This is a genomic window from Providencia sp. PROV109, assembly GCF_033681625.1.
Taxonomy (GTDB): Bacteria; Pseudomonadota; Gammaproteobacteria; order Enterobacterales; family Enterobacteriaceae; genus Providencia; species Providencia hangzhouensis.
The window spans coordinates 4,542,113-4,562,022 of record NZ_CP096320.1 but is presented as its reverse complement, the minus strand read 5'-3'; the positions used below and the strand labels follow the sequence as shown (position 1 = coordinate 4,562,022).

Here is a 19,910-nt window from a genome sequence, read left to right as displayed (position 1 = left end):
ATGTACGGACTTGATAACGCCAGCGGCGTGAATGTGATGCCCAAACTCGCCCCAGTGAGTAGCGCGACCCCGCTTTGGTTCACTGAAGGCGGCGCAGGTTTAGCGGCCAGTTACCCGGGGCAAGATTGGTTTAATATGATCCAAGCTGAATTGCTTGGTTTATTGTCGGCGGGCGGGCTTAAGCCTGAAAAAGGTAAGTTAACTCAACTTGCTGATGCGGTTAAGAAAATTGTGAATAGCGCTGACTTTCAACCATCAGGTAGCTACGCAACCACCACTGCCCTTGCAAATGGATTAGCATTAAAATTTGATAAAACAAGTGTTGTCCAAAGTACAGGTACATCAACGACACAAGTGATGAGTCAGGGGGCAGCAACAAAATTATTCATTAAGCCCGGAGATGCTGGAATTGGCGGCAGTGCTGAACGTATTTACGTCGATGCACTCGCATCTTTACAGGGTAAGCCGTCGGGATTTTATCACTCAGGTGGTGATATTCTGAACCTGCCATTTTCAGGACAATGGCATGAATTTGTTAAAATCATGTTAACAGAAACGTACGGTTCATTGTTTAGCCTATCAGCAAGCAATCAAGTCAGCACTAATGTATTGAATAATGGCGCTTGGAGTGGATGGGCGACTTTATTCGGTGAATCGAATACTTATACAGACCACAATAATGTAATCAAAAAAAGCAATGCCTATTTAAGTGATTATCCAGTGGGTTCACCCATCCCTTGGCCTCAATCAGCGGCACCTAGTGGGTTTTTGATCTGTAATGGCCAGTCATTCAATAAAGCAACATACCCGCTTTTGGCGGCGGCTTATCCGTCAGGGGCATTACCTGACTTGCGAGGTGAATTTATACGTGGTTTTGATTCTGGGCGGGGGGTTGATGCAAGTCGTACTGTTTTATCAGTGCAAGGACATGCCCTTCAAGGGCATGGTCATACATTTGCCTATAACAGAACAAATACAACAGAAGATAATCCGGGGACTGGAGCCGCAATTCACCGGGATAGTATAACATTAAGTGCAACAAATCGAGTAGGCGAACCAGTCACTCTAGCAGGGTTTGGTGAAGTTAAGCTCGCGACAGAAACACGCCCACGTAATATCGCATATTTATACATAGTGAGAGCAGCATAATGAGCAAATATAATTTAGACATTGAACTAGCTGAAATCGGCGAAAATGGTTTGGCAACAAAAGCGGGTTGGATTAAAACGTATGTCGCAGACCCAACAACACGTGAATATTTAAATGCCAATATGGAGTTTATCTATTTTGATGTTAGCGCGTCAGCAGGAGCATATATTGACGCGCCAGAACTCCCCGCAAAAGCAGGCTTCGCTATTATCCGTAGTGAAGATGGTTCTAAGTGGGAGATTGTCACAGATAATAGAGGAAAAATCGCCTATAACACAGAAACACGCCGACCGACTGAAATAGATTTTATTGGTGACTTACCTGTAAGTTTAACGCTATTTGAACCTCAAACTGAATTTGATGTATGGAACGGTAAGAAATGGGTTACTGATACTGAAGCTCAAAAGGCTGCATTTACTGCTCAGGTTGAGCAGGAAAGAGCGCATCGATTGGAGGAAGCGAATAGCAATATCACGTATCTACAAGATGCTATTGAGGTTGGTCTTGACGATGACGATTACGACACAAAATTGAAAGCTTGGAAAACATACCGTGTTTATCTTAATCGTGTTGATGCTTCACTCGCACCGGATATTGCTTGGCCTGAAAAACCAGAATAATTCACATATTTTGATAAAGTGTTAGAGGCTTAAGCGTTTCTCATTTCAAGTGAAACGCTTTTTCATTTCACGTGGCGCGCTACAGTCAATTGATTAAAAATTGGCTATTTTGTTATGCAGAAAATAATAAAAAAACAAAGAGACGGTTTTATCACCTTTCAAAAAGAAGGTGAGATAGATTTTTGGCAAATTGTTAATGATTATATTGATGGCAAGATCGCGGGTAAGAATTTAAGTAGCGGAAATATTGAGAGAAGTGTTGCTCGTATTCATGTAAATGGACAAAGTTATATTATTAAATGCGAAAAAGAACGCGATAAGCGTATTGAAAAACGGCTGATGCGTATTATTTCTGGCCCTTTTTATTCACGTTTATTGAAACGTTGAGCTATAGTCATTTGTGGTGTATGAGGGGAAAAGAGGGTGGCGTATCCTGTTGATTGTTTCCTCCAAGAAATAATTAACAGTAGAGCGATACGCCATGACAAATATTACCCTGAATGTTCTTTCACAACCAGATGAAACTGGCACTGATGTGCTAACTGCTTTATTGCGTAATGGTGCTCGTCAGCTCATTGCGCAAGCAGTTGAAGTAGAGCTGCAGCAACTGCTGCAAGCTCATGAAGAACTGCGTTTACCCGATGGCCGCAAAGCTGTGGTGCGTAACGGCTATTTGCCTGAGCGCAGCATCCAAACGGGCATTGGCGATGTTGATATCAAGGTGCCAAAAGTGCGTGATCGTAGCGGCTCTGGTATTCGTTTTACCAGCGCACTGCTACCGCCATACCTCAAGCGTGCCCGCAGCGTTGAAGAGTTATTACCGTGGCTGTATCTCAAAGGTATTTCCACTGGAGACTACCAAGAAGCCCTTGCAGCCTTGCTGGGTGAGAATGCCAAAGGTCTGTCAGCTAACACCATTTCCAGGCTCAAGGAACGCTGGATTGATGAGCACCGAGAGTGGCGACAGCGCGATTTGAGTGACAAGCGCTACGCGTACCTTTGGGTTGACGGTATTTACAGCAACGTCCGCCTCGATGACCGTTTGTGCTTGCTGGTGGTGATGGGCGTGACAGAGCATGGCCGCAAGGAACTGATTGCTGTTGAAGAAGGCTATCGCGAGTCCGAAGCCAGCTGGCTTGAGCTGCTGAATGGCCTGGTTGCGCGTGGGCTTACGACCTGCCCAAAGCTGGCAACAGCTGACGGCGCTCTGGGCTTCTGGAAGGCTCTGAGCAAAGTATACCCGCAGACCAAACAGCAACGTTGCTGGGTGCATAAGACGGCCAATGTGCTCAACAAACTGCCCAAGGCAGTGCAACCCAAAGTAAAAGAAGCACTGCATGATATCTGGATGGCAGAGACGCGTGAGAAGGCTCATAAAGCCTTTGATATAGCGCTGGAAAGGTTTACTGCTAAGTACCCACGCGCAATGGAATGCTTAGCTAAAGACCGTGAGAGCATGTTGGCTTTCTACGATTTTCCAGCAGAACATTGGGTGAGTATACGCACCACCAACCCAATTGAATCTGCCTTCGCTACAGTACGTTTAAGAACCAGCAAAACCCGCAACTGCGGTTCAAGAAACACAACCCTAGCAATGGTTTATAAATTGCTGCAATCAGCGCAGAAGCGCTGGAACCGCCTGAAAGGATTTCAACTGCTAACCCTCGTGGTCAATAACGTTAAATTCCAAGACGGCGAACAAGTAATGGAGCAGTCAGACAGGAAAACCGCCTGATGCTCGTACACCAGATTTGACCATAACTCTGAAACGTTTAGTGACTGCACAAAATAACGGTTGTACCGTAACGAATGATATTTACTTTGTTGCAGAAAAAATGGTCGGTCGTGAGTCAGTAGAAACATGGATTATTGCGGAGTATGTGGAAGGAACTGTTTTATCTGAAGTTGATGATATCAAGCCTTATTATGCAGAGATGAAAGTCATTATCAACCAATTGCATTGGTATGGTTTATCTTCTAATGATATCCATGCAGGGAACTTTGTTATAACCAATGAAGGACTTAAGGTTATTGATTTATCAGATTATGGTAATTTTGCTATTTGCAAAGCGAATGATTTAATTGCATTACAGCGTTTTTACAATATCGAACCTGATAGCAAAAATTTTGTTTATCGATTTATTCGTTTCAGAGATAACTTTCGTCATTGGTCAAGAAAAGTAAGAGGGAAGAAAACTCGGCTCTAATAAATGAAACCAAGTTTTCATTACAACAAAGTTATCGAAATAGCAAAAGCTATTGATCACAACAAAGCGATTGATAAAGCGCATCTAAAAACTCAGGGATAAAACTACCCGTCCCATGGCAACGCTGGGTTGCGGCTTCTCCGGCTTGTTTCATGATAGCGCAAGCCGCGGCAACATTTTGCAGCCTATCACCAGGTAGAGCACAACATGCAGCAACCACCGCAGAAAGAGCGCATCCCGTACCGACCACTCGAGTCATTAAAATATGGCCGCCAGTCACCGCAAAGGTGCGTGTTCCATCGGTGATGTAATCCACTTCACCGCTTATCGCAACAATAGTCTTAGCTTGTCTCGCTAATAATTGTGCCGCGGGGAGTGCATCATCAGTGGAGTTAAGGGAATCAACGCCTCTGCCACCTGCACTGCTTCCTGCTAACGCCATAATTTCAGAAGCATTACCGCGAATAGCGGCAGGTTTAAGTGTCAACAATTCATGGCAAAAATGGGTACGAAAGCTGAGCGCACCTGCAGCGACAGGGTCAAGTACCCAAGGTTTTTGTGCTTGATTTGCACTGTTAACCGCACATTTCATCGCATATCGACGCTCTGTCGTTAATGTGCCCACATTAATTAGTAAGTGTAGTGGTTTAATAAATTTGGCCACCTGAACAGAGGTGATATGCTCACCTCAGAACAACACAGGTGCCTTAATGAAAAAACGAAATTTCAGTGCAGAATTCAGACGTGAATCAGCCCAGCTGGTTGTGGATCAGAACTATACAGTTGCAGATGCCGCGAAAGCCATGAATATCGGGCTTTCCACCTTGACGCGGTGGGTAAAGCAATTACGGGACGAACGGGCAGGCAAAACACCGAAAGCATCCCCTATCACGCCGGAACAAATTGAGATACGTGAGCTGAAGAAAAAAATTCAACGTATTGAAATGGAAAACGAAATATTAAAAAAGGCTACCGCGCTCTTGATGTCAGACTCCCTGAACAGGTCTCGGTGATCGGGAAACTCAGAGCGCATTATCCTGTGGCCACTCTTTGCTGCGTGTTCGGAGTTCACCGCAGCAGCTATAGATACCGGGAAAACCGGCCTGACAATCCGGACGGCAGGAGAGCCGTATTACGTAGTCAGGTTCAGGAGCTGCACGGCCTCAGTCATGGCTCAGCAGGTGCAAGAAGTATCGCTGTAATGGCAACACACAGGGGCTTCCGGATGGGACGATGGCTTGCCGGACGGCTAATGAAGGAGATGGGGCTGGTGAGCTGTCAGCAGCCTGTTCACCGGTATAAACGTGGCGGTCATGAACACATTGCTATCCCGAACCACCTTGAGCGACAGTTCGCAGTGACAGAGCCCAATCAGGTATGGTGCGGCGACGTAACGTATATCTGGACCGGTAAACGCTGGGCATACCTGGCCGTTGTACTCGACCTGTTCGCAAGGAAACCCGTGGGCTGGGCAATGTCATTTTCTCCGGACAGCAAACTGACAACCAAAGCGCTGAAAATGGCATGGGAAATACGAAATAAGCCATCCGGGCTCATGTTCCACAGTGATCAGGGTAGCCACTATACAAGCAGGCAGTTCCGACAGTTACTGTGGCGATACCGGATAAAACAAAGTATGAGTAGGCGTGGTAACTGCTGGGATAACAGCCCGATGGAGCGCTTCTTCAGAAGTCTGAAAAATGAGTGGGTGCCGGTGACCGGCTACATCAGCTTCAGTGAAGCAGCCCATGCAATAACGGATTATATCGTCGGGTATTACAGCGAAGTCAGGCCGCATGAATATAACGGTGGATTACCACCAAACGAATCAGAAAACCAATACCGGAAAAACTCTAAAACCGTGGCCAATTTTAGTTGACCACTACAGGCGAGAAGTTATTGAATTTATTGAGGAGTTGAAAGAGTCGCCTCATGCGGCACAGACGATATTAATTTATGCAACTTCAGACAGCCCACCGATTGAGCGGTGTAATGCCGCGTTGCTTGCGACTACGATTGCTGAATATTTTCGTGACTGTGGTCGTAATGTATTGCTGTACGTTGATTCCATGACCCGATATGCGAGAGCGTTGCGAGATGTGGCTTTAGCTACCGGAGAACTGCCGGCTAGACGCGGTTATCCTGCCTCTGTTTTTGAACAGCTTCCTATGTTGTTGGAGCGTCCAGGGCAATTAAAGCATGGCTCGATTACTGCTTTTTATACGGTGTTATTAGAAAGTGAAGAAGAGGCTGACCCGATTGGCGATGAGATTCGCTCCATTCTAGATGGTCATATTTATTTAAGCCACAAATTAGCGGGACGTGGGCATTACCCAGCGATTGATATCTTACACAGTATTAGCCGCGTATTCCAAAAGGTAACGACTCCAGAGCATCGCCAGTGCGCAATTGATCTACGTGACATGATCTCAAGGCTTGAACAAATTCAGCTTTACCTTGAACTCGGTGAATATCAACGAGGTGAAAGCCATGAAAATGATCGAGCTTTAGATAAAAAAGAGCAAATTGAAGCTTTCTTAAAACAAGCCATGGATGAGCCAATGAGTTTCGACAATATATTAAGCAATCTCAATGAATTGGCATCTTAATGATTTCTAACTTGCTGGCTTTAACTGAGAGACGTTTTGACCGGACATTACAAGAACAATCGCAATTAAATTCAATAATAAAGCAACAGCAACAGCAATGCAGGGATATTCGCCAGCGTATTTTAGTTCTATCAACACAAACTGCATCTTATGAAAAATCAGAAGAATTAAGCCGAACTGCTTTTTGGGAAAGGCAGCGATTAAAGGCAGCGGTTCTTGCGGAAATAGCTCAACTTGAATTTCAAATAGAAACTCTAGCAGCCGAAATATCAAAAAATAAAATACTACAGTCTGAAATTGCTAAACGAATATTCATATTACGTAATAAGTGCGAGAAATTCAGAAATTATCTCAAGCAACAACGTATAGCCAGAAGGTTAAAATCAGAGCTGCAGCAACAAAATGAAATTGAGGAGTTATTCGTACATGTCAGCAATAAAAACGAGCTCAAATGAAAAAGTACCCTGTGTAGCTATCGACAGAGAAGCAATATCATCAACATATAACACCACTGAATTTAGCCACCAAAATATAACTCCAAAAATGGCAAAAGTAGTGAATGACAAAAATATGATGCATCTATTCGGCCATAAAAATAAAAGTCAGCCAAAGGATATATCTGCTTTTCTATCCGTATCCCTTCCTTTTATGCAAAAAATATCGCAATTGAGCGACTTAGCGAAGGGGTTTATTACATGGAAAGAAAATGTATATATTGGTGAAGGTATCCAAATAGCCGGGGAAAATAAAGAATTAAAGGCCAAAGCGATTGAGCCGCTAATAAATAATTATATATTTACGGAAAGTTGTATACCTGTTGTTCATCATTTTCAGGATAACTTACCAAAGACTTATCAGGTCAATATTACAAATAAATTGATGGTGGATAATCAGCCAGATATGAATCTATTGGCTGATTTGACGACTACTGGGAAAGTCGAAACCGTCCCTGAATTAATTGATAATAATCTGTCAGAGAGTCCGGATATTCACGTTGAACAAAATATTGCTGACGAAGATGAGATCCCGTTGTTCAACTCTATGATGGCTAGCTTTCCATTACCGAATATCCCACAGCGAGTAAGGGGAAAAGCTAACGATAATTCAGTTCCATACGGGGAAAATAAACCGCAATTAAGTGAGAAGAATCAGCTCAATATGGAAAGTCCACTGGCAAATTTGGCGCTTAGGAGTACTTTAGAACCGACATCAAAAGAGTTGAAACCAGAGGTTAAAACGGGGAAACAGTATATTAGATCTTCAGTCAAAGTAGAGCTTGAGCCCGCTATCCAAAGGAAAATAGTTGGAGAACAATCCAAGCCAGTTAATATTCGACAAATTGATTCACTCGATACCATTTTGTTAAATACATATCCACGAAAAAATAACCCAGCAAAAGATGACTCACTAAGAAATCCCCCTTCTCTTCTGGGAATGCAGTTAGCTACCCATCATTTGCATGACCAACAGGGCACCCATCAAGGTATTAAAGAGAACACTCATCAAGGTATTAAAGAGAGCACCTATCAAGGCATTAAAGAGAACACTCATCAAGGTATTAAAGAGAACACCTATCAAGGTATTAAAGAGAACACCTATCAAGGTATTAAAGAGAACATCCATCATCATGTTGTTGGGCAGCTTGAACTTGCTTTTACAAAAAATGAGCCACCTACACAGCCAGTTACCTCACTGAGAACTTCTTATCTATATGATAATAAAAGTATTTTATTATCTGAAAATGAGACAAATAATCTCCCTGATAAAGTGCAAGAGACGACAATTTCTGCACAAATCTCACCTGCAGAAGATATGAGCCCACCTAGCAATATGGTAGCAACGACTGCGAATGAGGTTATGCGGGTGTCTGTGCCACTACAAGCCACACAGCAAAAGCCAGAGATGCACAAAATGCCAGAGCTAGTGGAAATCCCCCCATTTTTAGGTGAAAACCAACAGCCGAAAACTGCAGAACGTAGTTTCACTTATACCTTTAACCAGTGGCAAAGTAGCCCATCAGTGACGTTTGAATTGGCCTCTAAAGGAGAGTTCGTTGCCTCAACAGCGAGTCCAGAAGTTCAATTGGCATTAAATGAGAATAAGCATTTATTGGCTCATGAAACGAGTGTGCATATTCGACGTGAAGATGAACGTCAGCAGCATCGAAACCGACAGCAGCATGACCAACAGCAAGAAGAAGATTAATTATGTTGAAGATTCGACGGATCAGCTCTCAAGAAAAACAACTTAAAATTTGGCAGCAATATTATTTAGTTAATCCACAAATAAAGCTAGCTAACCGCAGTATTGGTTATTTTCAATTATCACTAGTGAGTGAAACACAGAAAATAAATGCATTCGTTGTTGTTGAAAGTTGGTGTCATTATCGTTGGCCTGAACTGGTTCATTATGCATGGAGTTCATTATCAAACAGCCAGCTATGTGAATTGTTTGCTTCTGAATATATTGGAATTACATTTTTCTCCCAGAATTTCCGTTGTGAATCTGTCGAGATAGTTGATGATATGCGTATTAATTACCAGCCATGGCTAATTGTTAAAGAAGCTAGCCTCGGGGAAGTATTATTAGCAGAACCAATAGAAAGCCTCGAAAAAAAGCAGGGAACTAATCAGATATTCGACCATTTAAAACTGCGAGCGGATTGGATATTAGGGTATAGCTATATTAGTGCCAAACTTTTGCAAACTATAGAATTACGTGATGTGCTGAGTATCCAACAATTACAGTTAAATATGTCTGTGGCAGGACAGGTATTAGCTCGATTTCAAAAGCAAGATGAAGGACTACTTATGATTGAAGAATTAGTGGCGCCAGAGAGTGAAGAGGAATTCGTATTTCCTGAAGAAGATGAAATGCAAGAAATTGTACGCCCCTTTAATATAAAAGAAATGAATATTAAATTAACCTTTGTTTTAGGTCATAGTGATATTACGGTCGATGAGCTTTCAAAAATGGAGCCCGGTTATATTTATTCTATTGGTGAAAATAAAGAACGTGAAGTTAAAGTCTATGCTAATAAGCAACTTATTGCAGAAGGGGAGCTTATTTATATTGGCAATAGTGATGAATTAGGTTTGGAAATCACACATGTTGTCAGTTTGGGTGATAAAAGAGTTTAATATGCCAACGATACCTGATGGGATCCCATTATTAGCGATTATCGCATTCTCGACATTATTGCCATTTGTTATTGCTGCAGGCACCTGCTATTTAAAAATATCTATTGTATTAATTATGGTACGCAACGCGATGGGCGTTCAACAAGTTCCTTCTACTATGGTATTAAATGGTATTGCATTGTTACTTTCTATTTTCGTTATGATGCCAGTTTTACAGGATGTGAATAATCATATGCGACAAGAACAGGTTGATTTTAGTAATGTCGAATCAATCGATAATTTTGTTGAGAATGGGCTAGGGGGATATAAATCGTATTTGAAAAAATATTCAGATCCACAGTTAGTGACGTTCTTTGAATCAATACAACAAGGTCGAAGTGAAGAGGAAATAACCGCCGATGAAGGTAAAGCTACATTATTTTCTTTATTACCTGCTTATGCATTAAGCGAAATAAAATCAGCTTTTGAAATCGGTTTTTATATTTATTTACCTTTTGTTGTAGTTGATTTAGTTATTTCCAGCATTTTATTGGCACTGGGTATGATGATGATGAGCCCAGTAACAATTTCGATTCCGGTTAAATTAATTCTATTTGTTGCAATTGATGGCTGGTCACTGATTTCTAAGGGGTTAGTGATGCAATACATTGAATTAGCACAGCATTAAAGCGAATGATACTATGGATCAAATCGTTTATTTAAGTAACAAAACGATGTTATTAATCGTTATATTATCTGCAATACCAGTAATAGTGGCTACTGCAGTAGGACTATTGGTAGGGTTACTACAAACTGTCACGCAACTTCAAGAGCAAACATTACCTTTTGGTATTAAATTATTAGCTGTTTTTGGTTCACTTTTTATGATCTCTGGTTGGTTATCCGATAAGGTAATGAATTTCGCATTAGAAACCTTAAGCGCTGCTATCCCTGCTATCGGGTTATTCGGATGAATCAGGAAATACTATCGCTGATGTCCTCGCTCTATTTTATCTTTCAAGAAGGATTGATAAAAATAGCGTTAGCTTGGTTGAGAATTGCACCAGTGATGTTTTTATTACCTTTTTTAAGTAACAAATTACTTAATGGTGGGATTATTAAAAACTGTGTGGTGGCTTATATTGCATTAGGTTTATGGCCTTTTTTTTCATCCTATGAAATACAATGGGATGAAATTAATTTTGTTGATGTATTTATTTATGAAATTTCGATTGGACTCGTATTAGCACTGATGTTAGCGCTGCCTTTTATGATAGCCAATATTGTTGGCGAATTAATTGATGCGCAGCGTGGCGAGACGATTAGTAGTATTGTTGACCCTGCGAGTGGAACCGAAGCTTCGGAGCTTGCTGTATTATTAAACCATATTACGTGTATGATATTCTTAGCACAAAATGGAATGTATCAACTTGCTAATCTATTCGCACAGAGCTATCAGTTATTACCCTTTGCCCATGGATTTACGTCATTCAATAGCCTTCCTTTAGGGGAATGGTTAAATAAAATGGTCGTCAGTGGAGTTGTTTTAACTGCCCCAATATTAGTGACATTATTTATTACAGAGGTTGCCTTAGGGCTATATTCCCGTTTTTGCCCTCAATTAAATGCATTTTCATTATCTTTAGCAATAAAATCAATCATCGCTTTCTGTGTTTTTTTACTTTATTTCCATAATGAGGTACCAGAGATATTAGTCAATATGATTTCGATTTCACCACTGCGAGACATATTCCTTTCTTCTTGATTTTATGGATATAAATAAATATGGCTGAAAAAACAGAAAAACCTACGGATAAAAAAATTAGAGATTCAGCTAAAAAAGGGCAAAGTTTTAAGAGTAAAGATAGCGTTGCGGCAATTGTATTAGTCGTAAGTGCATTTGTTATTGAAGGCGTATCTAGTTTATATGAACTGGGTGGGTTAATGCGAAAAATATTTTTATCCCCAACGGAGATAAAAATTGATGCACTACTTTGGCAATTCTTCACGATATTTTTAAGTATTGTATTACCTGTTCTATTTACTTGTTTTTTATCCGGTACAATTATTTCTTTATTACAAAGTCGATTTAGATTGGCCAGTGAAGCAATAAAGCTTGATTTTACTAAATTAAATCCAATTGCAGGATTTAAAAAAATATTTTCATTGAATTCATTGAAAGAGTTAATTAAGGCGATTTTGTATTTAATTGTCTTTATTATATCAATATTAGTCTTTTTTATTGTTTGGCGTAAAGATATTTTTATGCTCTACCGAACAATGATTAATGGGATGATTAGCCAATGGGTTAGTTTGTGCGTAACATTTATTGTCGTCTTTCTTGCAGTTGCTCTTATTATTATCTTGGTTGACGCAATAGCTGAATTTTTTTTTGTATATTAAAAACTTAAAAATGGAAAAGAAAGAGGTTAAAAAGGAATACAAAGATAATGAAGGTGATCCTCATATCAAAAGTGCACGTCGAGGAATGCATCAGGAATTACTGTCTGAAGAGGTTAAATCAAATGTTCGTAATTCAACATTTGTAATGGCAAATCCAACGCATATTGCATTGCTTATTTATTATGATTCGAATATTGCACCATTGCCCTTTTTATTCTCTAAAAGTAAAGGCTCACAAGCAAAAGCAATTATTAAATACGCGGAACAGCAAGGTGTTCCCGTTATTAGGGATATCGTTTTAGCAAGGCAAATATGGCGGTCATATAAAAATGATAGTTTTATCGATGAAAAAGGACTAGAGGATGTTATGCAAATAATATCATGGTTAATCCGTATAGAATTAGTAAAAATGGGAGTCGATATTGATAAAGCATTAGAAAAAATATCAGAGAACGAGGCATATTCGAAAAATAATAGCGAGCTTAATAATTTGTTTATTACTTAAATCGTTTTTTTAAAGAAAGAATCAAATCGGTTAATTATGATGCAAGCATAAAGTATATGTTATGCATTACATATCAACAATAAGGTAAATATATGAATAATGCGGAAACAGAGAGTTTTCAACAATCTGATATGGAAGAATTACTTGACAATATTACAACTGCACTAATGGATGGTGCAACTTATAAAGATATTCACGGGATCCCACAAAGTACAATGGATGGCATTTATTCCTATGCATACGAATTCTATCAACAAGGTAAATTAAAAGAAGCAGAAACTTTTTTCCGATTTTTAAGTATTTATGATTTCTATAATACAGATTATGTGATGGGACTTGCTGCTGTCTATCAATTAACGAAACGGTATGACAAAGCAACTGAATTATATGCTCTCGCATTTGTATTGGCAAAAAATGATTACCGCCCACTATTCCATGCAGGACAGTGCAATTTAATGATGAAAAAAAGCAGTGCCGCAATTCATTGTTTTGAAAGCGTTGTAAAAAGCAGTACAGATATTGATTTAAAAAATAAATCTCAAGCTTATTTAGCCGCATTAGAAAAAAAATTAGAAAAGACAAATTTAGAAAATAAAAACCCTAATATAACGTAGAGGAAATTATATGGTTCAAATTATCAATTCAAGTAATGAACGAATAAATAATATTCATACATTTCTACAAGGCAGTAATCCTATTGGATTAGGGGATGAGTGCATCAAGTCGGTATTAGCTTTAGAAATGGCGTGTGAAGAATTAACGTCAACAGAGCAGATGAAGCGCAGCCGTATTGAAAATGCACCACAATTACCTGCACCTAAAAATAATTTATCCGTTATGTTCAAGGCAGCCGCGGCAAAAGAAGAAAAATTATTCCTAAAAGAAGAGGGGTTTAATGCGGCTTCAGTACTTGTTGGTAGCCTTACGGCATTACGCCAGTTATTACATGAAGGGAATATTAGTGAGCTAGCTAATCGCCTCCAATTGTTAAATATAGAATCAAATACACTTCGAGAAAAAGGAAATGATTTATTAAGTTCTTTTACAAGTAATACGGACAAGGCCAGTGCACTTAATAACGAAGCTAATGCTTTAATACAAGAGCGTGCCGAAAGTAAAGAGCGTTTAGCGAATCTCAAGTCTTTGAAGGGTGGAAACCAAGAGAAAATTAAGCAGCAAATTAAGGCAGAAAATACAAAAATTACAAATTTAGGCACCAAAATCGATAACTTGCTTGAGTCGGCTGGTAATTATGCGAAAAGTGCAGGTGAGGATGCAAAAAAACTCAATCAATTTGTAGAAACAGCGCCACGACGAGTCGAGATTGATGGTGAAAAATGGGAAAACACGCTGGCACTGCTTACGATGTTAACCGCTCAACTTAAAAAGGCGATGAATGAAGATTCGATTCGCAATATGAAAGAGCAAGAAGCCGTGATGGCAACAGTCAATGAAGCTTCTCGCAAAGATTCAGATAAAAAAGCCAAAGAGGCGGAAGAAGCACAGCGTAAAGCTGATGAAGCGAACAAAGCGGCCTCTTGTGCGAGTAAAATTTTTAGCTATGTGATGCTTGCTGTGTCTGTTGTCGCCACTGTTGCGACTTTTGGCGCCGCTGCACCACTAACGCTTGCAGTTGCTGCTATCGGTATTGCTATCTCAGTGGCTGATATCGTTTTGGAAGAAACGGGACAAAGTAGCCTTATGCAGATGCTAGCGGCTGAAATTTCTAGTGTTGTTACCGACATGCTGATGACTTTTGGTGTCTCAGAGGAAAAAGCGAAACAAATTGGCAGTATTGTTGGAATGATTTTGGCGGCAATCGCATTTCTAGCGCTTTCATTAGCTTCTATGTCATCTTTTGCGAAAAACATCGGCAATATTGCCAGTAACTCAGTAAAAGCGCTTGCTAAAAACGCAGGAACATTATTGAAAAGCATTATTAAATCGATGCCAAATAGTTTAATGAATGCCTTAGGTAATATCGCGAATGGAGCCGGTAAGGTAGGAAAATCGGCGGATAATATGGTGGTGCTCACTAAATTTAACAAGTTGGCCGATAGTATTGATGACTTACAGCAAGCAGTAAAAACTACCACTAAGGTAGCGAGAAAAGCTGATGACATAAAAGACACCGTGAAAGCGGCCGATAAAGCGGCAGACCAAGCAGACAATATTACGGATATCACCAAAACCTCAGATAAAGCCGTAAACACGGCTAAAACACAAAGCGTTGCAGTGGCTCGCCTTGAAGTGGGTATGAAGGGGACTGGAGCGACATTGATGGTTGCGAATACGGCAACAACCGGAGGGCTAAATTTGCATGCCGCGGGGCAAATTCGAGATATGAAAGAAATGCTTGCAGATATGATGCTTAACAGTGAAACCATTCAAGCGTTGGATGAGTTATTAAAAAATCTACTGAAGTCCATGTCTCAAAACTATGAGAAATTTGAGGAAATGTTTAGCGGAATACTGGCGTCATTAAATCAATCAGGTCAAACGAAAGTCAATATGCTGAAAACAGCCCGCTTTGCATAGTTAATATAGGAATTTATCAAATGAGTCTTAATATTCAATCAGAATCAAATAAGCCAGTTTTATTTCATAAGCCTGTCAGTTTTGGTAGCGTTTCCCCGACAATTAACAGTAATACAAAAACAGTAGCCATTCCTTTACTGCAAAGCGTGCATTTAAATGATGTGCATGCAATGGCGTCAGGGGCTGAGATGGTGCTGGATAAGCCATTATTAAAAATGGTTCAATTTTCAATGCATGATGACCAGATGCTAGCGGAAATTTCTGCGTTAACGAATTCCGATAAATTAGCCACATTGGATGATCTTCATACTTTTCGAACACTGACACCAGAAAATATTCGACAGGCAATTGGCAAGGTATTAGAAGAAGAAAAAAGTCATATTGAACAGTTGGTTGGAGATGCTCAGCTTCCAGATGAAGCCGATTTAAAACAAATGTCTCAAGCTGTTCAATTATTGATTGCCAGCAGTTTCTTCAAAGATTCGCCTTCTGGGCAGGTTGAAGGTGGTAATAAAGGTCAAGAGCTTATTGATGGCATTAAAAACAACACGTTTGTTGGAATTATTAGTAATGACTTACTGGTGGAGTTGTCGAAAATTATTCGCAAAGTGATGGCAGAGATAAACATTTCAGATCGTCGTATTAGTGCGGAGTTTCTGCAATTAAATGCCAAAATGGTACAAGCTTCTGCGGATTCAACGATTCGTGAAGGTAAAGAAACCTTTAAAGGGGCTATGATGGGCTTTTTTACGGCTCTTGCAATTACAGCTGCAGGCGGAGCCTTCCAAGCAAGAGGGCTGCGCCAGCAACAGCAATCAATAAAACATAACTTGATACCAGGCAATAAAAATATCAGTGGTGCTAGTAAGTTATCGGGGTTAAATGGAAATACAGAGAGCGTCTCAACGAAGCCGAATACATTGAGTCTGGCGGGTAAAGATGGCTCAACAGTGACGTTGGGTAATCAAGCTTCACAAAGTCAAAAAAACCTTTCAAATCAAAGGATTGAGGAGGCTGGTAAACGTACAAGAGATTTGGGTGCCTCACAGCATGAGAAGCACGACCAAATCATGAATAAAACTCGAGTGCAAATGGGGGTGGCAGAGCAAGCTTCTCGAATGTCAGACAATGCGGGTCAACTCGCGACGGCGTCAAATCAAGTCAATGTGAAATCGGCGGAAGCGGATAAAATGATTGAACAATCCGTTGCGGATACTGCGCGTTCAGTTTACTCCGATAAAGACAAACAAATCGATAAGAGCCAGGATCTTGCGAAACAAATGCAAGAACATTTACGTGAAATTCGTGAAGGTAGCCTAAGAACAATGCAAAGTATGGTGAGAGGCTAAAGAATGGATATTACATCTCCTTCTCGTCTAGACAACATTTCTCATTTTTCGCCGCAGGCGACATCAACAGAGCAACCACACCTCCCCCTTTTTGGGGGGGGGATTACTTTTGATGAGTCACTTATGCCTCACCAACAAGTGCTGGATGTGTTCCGACAAATGCAATATAGCGTACCGGAGGGGGTTTATCAGCAACGACCACAAAATGATTCCCCTGAAAATATACAGCTTAGGGCAAGAATGTTGGTACGTGAAAATAAGAGCGCAAATGATGCTTATGAGGAGGCTAAAGCATTAAGAGCCACGAGAAGAACGGAGACTCTCGAAGATGGCCGCTCGCATATTAATAGGCTGACTGGTTTGATTGATAATATTCATACAAATTATCAAAAAAAATACGGTGAATTAGTTAAGGCGTCAACTCAATATATGCAAGATATGAACACGCTAGCCAGTAAGCTGTCTCGTCATATGAAAGCCGGGGATGATGGCAAGATAAAATTTGCCAAAGAGCATGTATTGAGAGATATGGATAGCATTGTGTCGAAATACTCTGGTACGAGTATGGAGATTGAGGTTCTTGGTGAGACAGAAGAGGTAAAAAAATTACAAAAACAAATAGAGGAAATAGCAGGAACGGGTGGCGCCCTTGAGAAATGGGCTCACGCGATTCAAAAAGGTAAGCTGAGAGAATACGAAAAGCTGGCAAACAAATTAGAAGAGATAAAAAAATCACTTACTTTAAAAGATTATGGTAATTATTATGGTAAGTGGAGTCCCAATTTCGATGATGCCAAACCGCTAATGGAGATTAAAGGTGGTACAAAAGAATACGAGTTCTGGGAAAAAAAATTGACAGACCAAGGGTTCGTGATAAAACAGAGTAATGGAAAACTGTGTATTTACCCTGATTTAAAGCCAGTCAAAGAGATGTTTCATGCGATTAATCACTCATCCGGCGCATGGAATGATGGTAGTGACATTATGTCTCAAGAGTTTCAAAGTTTACAAACAGCGATAGATAGCCAAAAAAACGCGATTAATAGCTCCGTATCTCGTTTATTAGAAACCTTTCGACAAGATAATAGTCACTTTGAAACTTTAACTCAGTTACTTATTCAATTATATAAAGACTTACAACAATATAATAATGGCTATGTCAATATGTAATAGATGAATATCGGTTTTTTTCGTAGGATAAATAGTTTTAGAAATATTATTATATATTAATAAGGTGAAGGGATGGGGAAAATTAACACGACATCAGCTGTAAATAATGCATTACCAGTATCCAAAAAAAATGATCGGCCAGTATCATTTTTAAATAATATAAACTCAGTTAATAATGTAGGCCAGGACACTTATTTTCCTATAAAAGAACAGGTCATTGATAAAACATTTAATATTTCAAGTAAAAGTGAAGAACTACATTCGAATAACCAGAAATTACAGGCGAATATAATTAAATCGCTATTAACTGAGAAATACCCTGATATTAGTTTAGAAATGATAAATAACACCCTAAATTTGGGGCATAGTGGCGATCTCCAAGGACAAAAATTGCAGTATCAACCTGAAAATGCACTCATTGTTTTAACGCTATTGACTCCGGATGAAATTAAAGGGTCAAAGGTATTAGACTGCGCTGCAGAATTAATTAAGCAAGTTAATAAAAGTAATAGTGATAAAGATCTTAAGCAAGTGCTTAAATCATCGCAAAAAGCGCTTGAAGCGGAGCTTTTTGATAATATCTTGAGCGATAAAAATATTGATGAACTTAACCAACGCTTTACTGATAAATATGTTTATCCTGCAATTAAAGAAAAATTAAGACCTTTTTTATCTGAAAAAACCATCGAAGAGTTACCGATAGATAAATTATTCGATGCATCTCTTCAAAAAACAAAAGAAGAGTTAATTATAGAAGCAAAAAACCAGCTGATAAAACATAAAGCTGATAAATCAGTTGATAGACTTTTGCAGGTACATAATATATTTTCAGCGTTGGAACAACAAATCGAAATTATGGGGCAGTTGAGTATTTCTATAAATACGGATATTAAAACTGAAAATGTGGTAACACCATGCTCCGAGAAAAATGTTAAGCCAGAAGATAGTGTGGATGGTGGCACGAGTTCTGTTATATCACCTAATAGTTCGGCTTCAACTCCTTATAAATCTGATGTGATGCTAAAAGAACTGGTTGCTGTGAATAACGACGGAACAAAAACGAGCCAGTTTGAAAATAAAACAGTAGATAGCCGAACACCCGAGTTAGTTCAAAAAAATAGCCCCGAAGAGGGTGACAATAAGCCCAGTATACTTAGGTTTGAAAGCACGTTAGATATTCCTCAAGTTAATAATAATCCACAGGTGGCATTAGCTAGAAACGCAGTGGAAAAGGGGCATTCTTTGGCTGATGAGTTGCGCCAAAGCATTCTGGACGGTTCGCGGGATCCATCTGCACATGCCAGTAGCAAACCATTAGCATCTGCTGAGTCTAAGTTTAGTCCCGATATAAACGCGTTACTTCCTAAACCAATGGTGTCAGCGAGACGCTTCGAATTAGTTGAAGTTACTGACAAGATGACGGGTGAAACGAAAAAAAGTTGGCAAGCTAAAGTTCCGGAAGAAAAAAATATCACCTTATCAGGTCATGGGGCGCTAACCCGTAACCAAGCTGATAAAGAACGTTATGCGAGTGGGCCGATAGCGTCAAGTACGGAAAAAATGGGGATCCCCAATAATACCAATACATTCAGTAGCAGCTTTAAATCTACAGAAATTGTTGATGAAGTAACAGGAGAAAAGAGGATAACGTGGCAGTTATCTGATGCGAAAACAAGCCAATCAGTCACGTTAACGGAGATGGGGGCGTTAACCCGTAATCAAGCAGATAAAGAACGCTATAACGATAATACTACCCGTTCTGAAAAAGGTTAAGAAATGACAGCACAGAATTTAATTCAGCAACAATGGGTAGAAAATAAAATTAAGGAAATCCGGACTTATTCAGGAATAACGGAATCTTTTACCATGGACTCAGCCCTAATAAGAGATTTGCATATTGATTCTTTGGAAATGTTAGAGTTGATAGCAGCCATTGAGCAATATACTAAAGTCCCTATTCAGGATGAAATTTGGATGAAATGGTATAATTTACAGGATATTGTCGAGTATCTATTGAGTGTCAAATAAAAACAGAAAGCCATGGTATTTATTCGAGCATGGCTTTTGTTTATTTATTTCCTATCGTGTTATTTCAGTCATCTAAAATTCATATTTTTGTCATCAAGTGATAACGCTCACAAAATAGCATACCCTCGTTTGCTTAATTCTACGCGCGTAGACTATCCTTTAAGTAAATAAAAAACGCCAGTTAGATTTTTTGATTAATAGGCTTCGCGCCAA

Annotated in this window: 21 protein-coding genes and 1 pseudogene; 21 read left to right on the top strand and 1 reads right to left on the bottom strand. The window is 39.7% G+C overall.

Translation table 11 applies throughout. The features are described from left to right. The 5 genes from M1F25_RS21205 to M1F25_RS21185 all read left to right on the top strand — a co-directional run bounded on the left by M1F25_RS21205 (window position 1) and on the right by M1F25_RS21185 (window position 3,976). On the top strand, window positions 1-1,149 hold the full coding sequence (locus M1F25_RS21205) for a tail fiber protein (protein ID WP_181488503.1): 1,149 nt from the start codon (window positions 1-3) through the stop codon (window positions 1,147-1,149). Beyond that, window positions 1,149-1,769, top strand: coding sequence for a tail fiber assembly protein (locus tag M1F25_RS21200; protein WP_181488501.1), 621 nt, complete (start codon window positions 1,149-1,151; stop codon window positions 1,767-1,769). Before M1F25_RS21205 ends, M1F25_RS21200 begins: the two co-directional genes overlap by 1 nt. A 114-nt stretch (window positions 1,770-1,883) precedes the next feature. Then, the gene (locus tag M1F25_RS21195) at window positions 1,884-2,156 is read left to right on the top strand and encodes a hypothetical protein (protein ID WP_318836619.1); all 273 of its coding nucleotides are present in this window, start codon (window positions 1,884-1,886) and stop codon (window positions 2,154-2,156) included. A 94-nt stretch (window positions 2,157-2,250) separates the two neighbouring features. Continuing rightward, window positions 2,251-3,504: an IS256 family transposase gene (locus M1F25_RS21190; protein WP_135536280.1), complete on the top strand. Its 1,254-nt coding sequence runs from the start codon at window positions 2,251-2,253 to the stop codon at window positions 3,502-3,504. Between the two features lie 40 nt (window positions 3,505-3,544). Then, the gene (locus M1F25_RS21185; protein WP_318836618.1) at window positions 3,545-3,976 is read left to right on the top strand and encodes a lipopolysaccharide core heptose(II) kinase RfaY; all 432 of its coding nucleotides are present in this window, start codon (window positions 3,545-3,547) and stop codon (window positions 3,974-3,976) included. A 49-nt stretch (window positions 3,977-4,025) separates the two neighbouring features. On the opposite strand, the gene thiM is transcribed toward M1F25_RS21185, so the two are convergent. Continuing rightward, window positions 4,026-4,640 carry a hydroxyethylthiazole kinase gene (gene thiM, locus M1F25_RS21180; RefSeq protein WP_232368704.1) on the bottom strand — a complete coding sequence of 205 codons (615 nt, stop codon included), beginning with the start codon at window positions 4,638-4,640 and terminating at the stop codon, window positions 4,026-4,028. 46 nt (window positions 4,641-4,686) lie between these two features. On the opposite strand from thiM, the gene M1F25_RS21175 reads away from it, so the two are divergent. The 16 genes and pseudogenes from M1F25_RS21175 to M1F25_RS21100 all read left to right on the top strand — a co-directional run bounded on the left by M1F25_RS21175 (window position 4,687) and on the right by M1F25_RS21100 (window position 19,697). Further along, window positions 4,687-5,855, top strand: a protein-coding gene (locus tag M1F25_RS21175) for an IS3 family transposase (protein ID WP_094963266.1) whose coding sequence is annotated in 2 segments (ribosomal slippage) — window positions 4,687-4,936 and window positions 4,936-5,855 — 1,170 coding nt in all. Because the reading frame shifts where the segments join, the coding sequence is not laid out codon by codon here. Then, window positions 5,848-6,585, top strand: a pseudogene (locus tag M1F25_RS21170) (EscN/YscN/HrcN family type III secretion system ATPase); the annotation flags it as partial. The gene M1F25_RS21175 and the pseudogene M1F25_RS21170, both read left to right, overlap by 8 nt. After that, entirely contained in the window at window positions 6,585-7,040 is a 456-nt protein-coding gene (locus M1F25_RS21165) for a hypothetical protein (RefSeq protein WP_047756416.1), read from the top strand. The pseudogene M1F25_RS21170 and the gene M1F25_RS21165, both read left to right, overlap by 1 nt. After that, complete coding sequence (locus M1F25_RS21160; RefSeq protein WP_181488925.1) at window positions 7,012-8,790, top strand: hypothetical protein; 1,779 nt, start codon at window positions 7,012-7,014, stop codon at window positions 8,788-8,790. Before M1F25_RS21165 ends, M1F25_RS21160 begins: the two co-directional genes overlap by 29 nt. 2 nt (window positions 8,791-8,792) lie before the next feature. Next, window positions 8,793-9,725 (top strand): FliM/FliN family flagellar motor switch protein, encoded by a 933-nt coding sequence (locus M1F25_RS21155; protein WP_110592719.1) that lies wholly within the window; start codon window positions 8,793-8,795, stop codon window positions 9,723-9,725. A gap of 10 nt (window positions 9,726-9,735) precedes the next feature. After that, window positions 9,736-10,392 carry an EscR/YscR/HrcR family type III secretion system export apparatus protein gene (locus M1F25_RS21150; RefSeq protein WP_172767530.1) on the top strand — a complete coding sequence of 219 codons (657 nt, stop codon included), beginning with the start codon at window positions 9,736-9,738 and terminating at the stop codon, window positions 10,390-10,392. A 13-nt stretch (window positions 10,393-10,405) separates the two neighbouring features. Further along, on the top strand, window positions 10,406-10,678 hold the full coding sequence (gene sctS / locus M1F25_RS21145) for a type III secretion system export apparatus subunit SctS (protein ID WP_004262998.1): 273 nt from the start codon (window positions 10,406-10,408) through the stop codon (window positions 10,676-10,678). Next, window positions 10,675-11,469 carry a type III secretion system export apparatus subunit SctT gene (sctT, locus tag M1F25_RS21140; protein ID WP_094960861.1) on the top strand — a complete coding sequence of 265 codons (795 nt, stop codon included), beginning with the start codon at window positions 10,675-10,677 and terminating at the stop codon, window positions 11,467-11,469. Before sctS ends, sctT begins: the two co-directional genes overlap by 4 nt. A 20-nt stretch (window positions 11,470-11,489) precedes the next feature. Next, window positions 11,490-12,107 carry an EscU/YscU/HrcU family type III secretion system export apparatus switch protein gene (locus M1F25_RS21135; protein ID WP_250690681.1) on the top strand — a complete coding sequence of 206 codons (618 nt, stop codon included), beginning with the start codon at window positions 11,490-11,492 and terminating at the stop codon, window positions 12,105-12,107. A 10-nt stretch (window positions 12,108-12,117) separates the two neighbouring features. Beyond that, on the top strand, window positions 12,118-12,612 hold the full coding sequence (locus M1F25_RS21130) for an EscU/YscU/HrcU family type III secretion system export apparatus switch protein (RefSeq protein ID WP_250690682.1): 495 nt from the start codon (window positions 12,118-12,120) through the stop codon (window positions 12,610-12,612). Window positions 12,613-12,704: 92 nt separating this feature from the next. Further along, complete coding sequence (gene sicA, locus M1F25_RS21125; protein ID WP_110592716.1) at window positions 12,705-13,226, top strand: type III secretion system translocator chaperone SicA; 522 nt, start codon at window positions 12,705-12,707, stop codon at window positions 13,224-13,226. A gap of 10 nt (window positions 13,227-13,236) precedes the next feature. After that, entirely contained in the window at window positions 13,237-15,150 is a 1,914-nt protein-coding gene (gene sctE / locus M1F25_RS21120; protein ID WP_181488923.1) for a type III secretion system translocon subunit SctE, read from the top strand. A gap of 20 nt (window positions 15,151-15,170) precedes the next feature. Further along, window positions 15,171-16,499 carry a type III secretion target, IpaC/SipC family protein gene (locus M1F25_RS21115; protein ID WP_181488921.1) on the top strand — a complete coding sequence of 443 codons (1,329 nt, stop codon included), beginning with the start codon at window positions 15,171-15,173 and terminating at the stop codon, window positions 16,497-16,499. A gap of 3 nt (window positions 16,500-16,502) precedes the next feature. Next, complete coding sequence (locus tag M1F25_RS21110; RefSeq protein ID WP_181488919.1) at window positions 16,503-17,669, top strand: hypothetical protein; 1,167 nt, start codon at window positions 16,503-16,505, stop codon at window positions 17,667-17,669. A gap of 72 nt (window positions 17,670-17,741) precedes the next feature. After that, complete coding sequence (locus M1F25_RS21105) at window positions 17,742-19,442, top strand: hypothetical protein (protein ID WP_181488917.1); 1,701 nt, start codon at window positions 17,742-17,744, stop codon at window positions 19,440-19,442. Between the two features lie 3 nt (window positions 19,443-19,445). Next, entirely contained in the window at window positions 19,446-19,697 is a 252-nt protein-coding gene (locus M1F25_RS21100) for an acyl carrier protein (protein WP_181488915.1), read from the top strand. Window positions 19,698-19,910: the final 213 nt, after the last annotated feature.

What these genes read in the sequence shown, in the direction of transcription:
- M1F25_RS21205 (WP_181488503.1), top strand. Translation starts at nt 1, where the DNA reads ATGTACGGACTTGATAACGCCAGCGGCGTGAATGTGATGCCCAAACTC.
- M1F25_RS21200 (WP_181488501.1), top strand. Translation starts at nt 1,149, where the DNA reads ATGAGCAAATATAATTTAGACATTGAACTAGCTGAAATCGGCGAAAAT.
- M1F25_RS21195 (WP_318836619.1), top strand. Translation starts at nt 1,884, where the DNA reads ATGCAGAAAATAATAAAAAAACAAAGAGACGGTTTTATCACCTTTCAA.
- M1F25_RS21190 (WP_135536280.1), top strand. Translation starts at nt 2,251, where the DNA reads ATGACAAATATTACCCTGAATGTTCTTTCACAACCAGATGAAACTGGC.
- M1F25_RS21165 (WP_047756416.1), top strand. Translation starts at nt 6,585, where the DNA reads ATGATTTCTAACTTGCTGGCTTTAACTGAGAGACGTTTTGACCGGACA.
- M1F25_RS21160 (WP_181488925.1), top strand. Translation starts at nt 7,012, where the DNA reads ATGTCAGCAATAAAAACGAGCTCAAATGAAAAAGTACCCTGTGTAGCT.
- M1F25_RS21155 (WP_110592719.1), top strand. Translation starts at nt 8,793, where the DNA reads ATGTTGAAGATTCGACGGATCAGCTCTCAAGAAAAACAACTTAAAATT.
- sctS (WP_004262998.1), top strand. Translation starts at nt 10,406, where the DNA reads ATGGATCAAATCGTTTATTTAAGTAACAAAACGATGTTATTAATCGTT.
- sctT (WP_094960861.1), top strand. Translation starts at nt 10,675, where the DNA reads ATGAATCAGGAAATACTATCGCTGATGTCCTCGCTCTATTTTATCTTT.
- M1F25_RS21135 (WP_250690681.1), top strand. Translation starts at nt 11,490, where the DNA reads ATGGCTGAAAAAACAGAAAAACCTACGGATAAAAAAATTAGAGATTCA.
- M1F25_RS21130 (WP_250690682.1), top strand. Translation starts at nt 12,118, where the DNA reads ATGGAAAAGAAAGAGGTTAAAAAGGAATACAAAGATAATGAAGGTGAT.
- sicA (WP_110592716.1), top strand. Translation starts at nt 12,705, where the DNA reads ATGAATAATGCGGAAACAGAGAGTTTTCAACAATCTGATATGGAAGAA.
- sctE (WP_181488923.1), top strand. Translation starts at nt 13,237, where the DNA reads ATGGTTCAAATTATCAATTCAAGTAATGAACGAATAAATAATATTCAT.
- M1F25_RS21115 (WP_181488921.1), top strand. Translation starts at nt 15,171, where the DNA reads ATGAGTCTTAATATTCAATCAGAATCAAATAAGCCAGTTTTATTTCAT.
- M1F25_RS21110 (WP_181488919.1), top strand. Translation starts at nt 16,503, where the DNA reads ATGGATATTACATCTCCTTCTCGTCTAGACAACATTTCTCATTTTTCG.
- M1F25_RS21105 (WP_181488917.1), top strand. Translation starts at nt 17,742, where the DNA reads ATGGGGAAAATTAACACGACATCAGCTGTAAATAATGCATTACCAGTA.
- M1F25_RS21100 (WP_181488915.1), top strand. Translation starts at nt 19,446, where the DNA reads ATGACAGCACAGAATTTAATTCAGCAACAATGGGTAGAAAATAAAATT.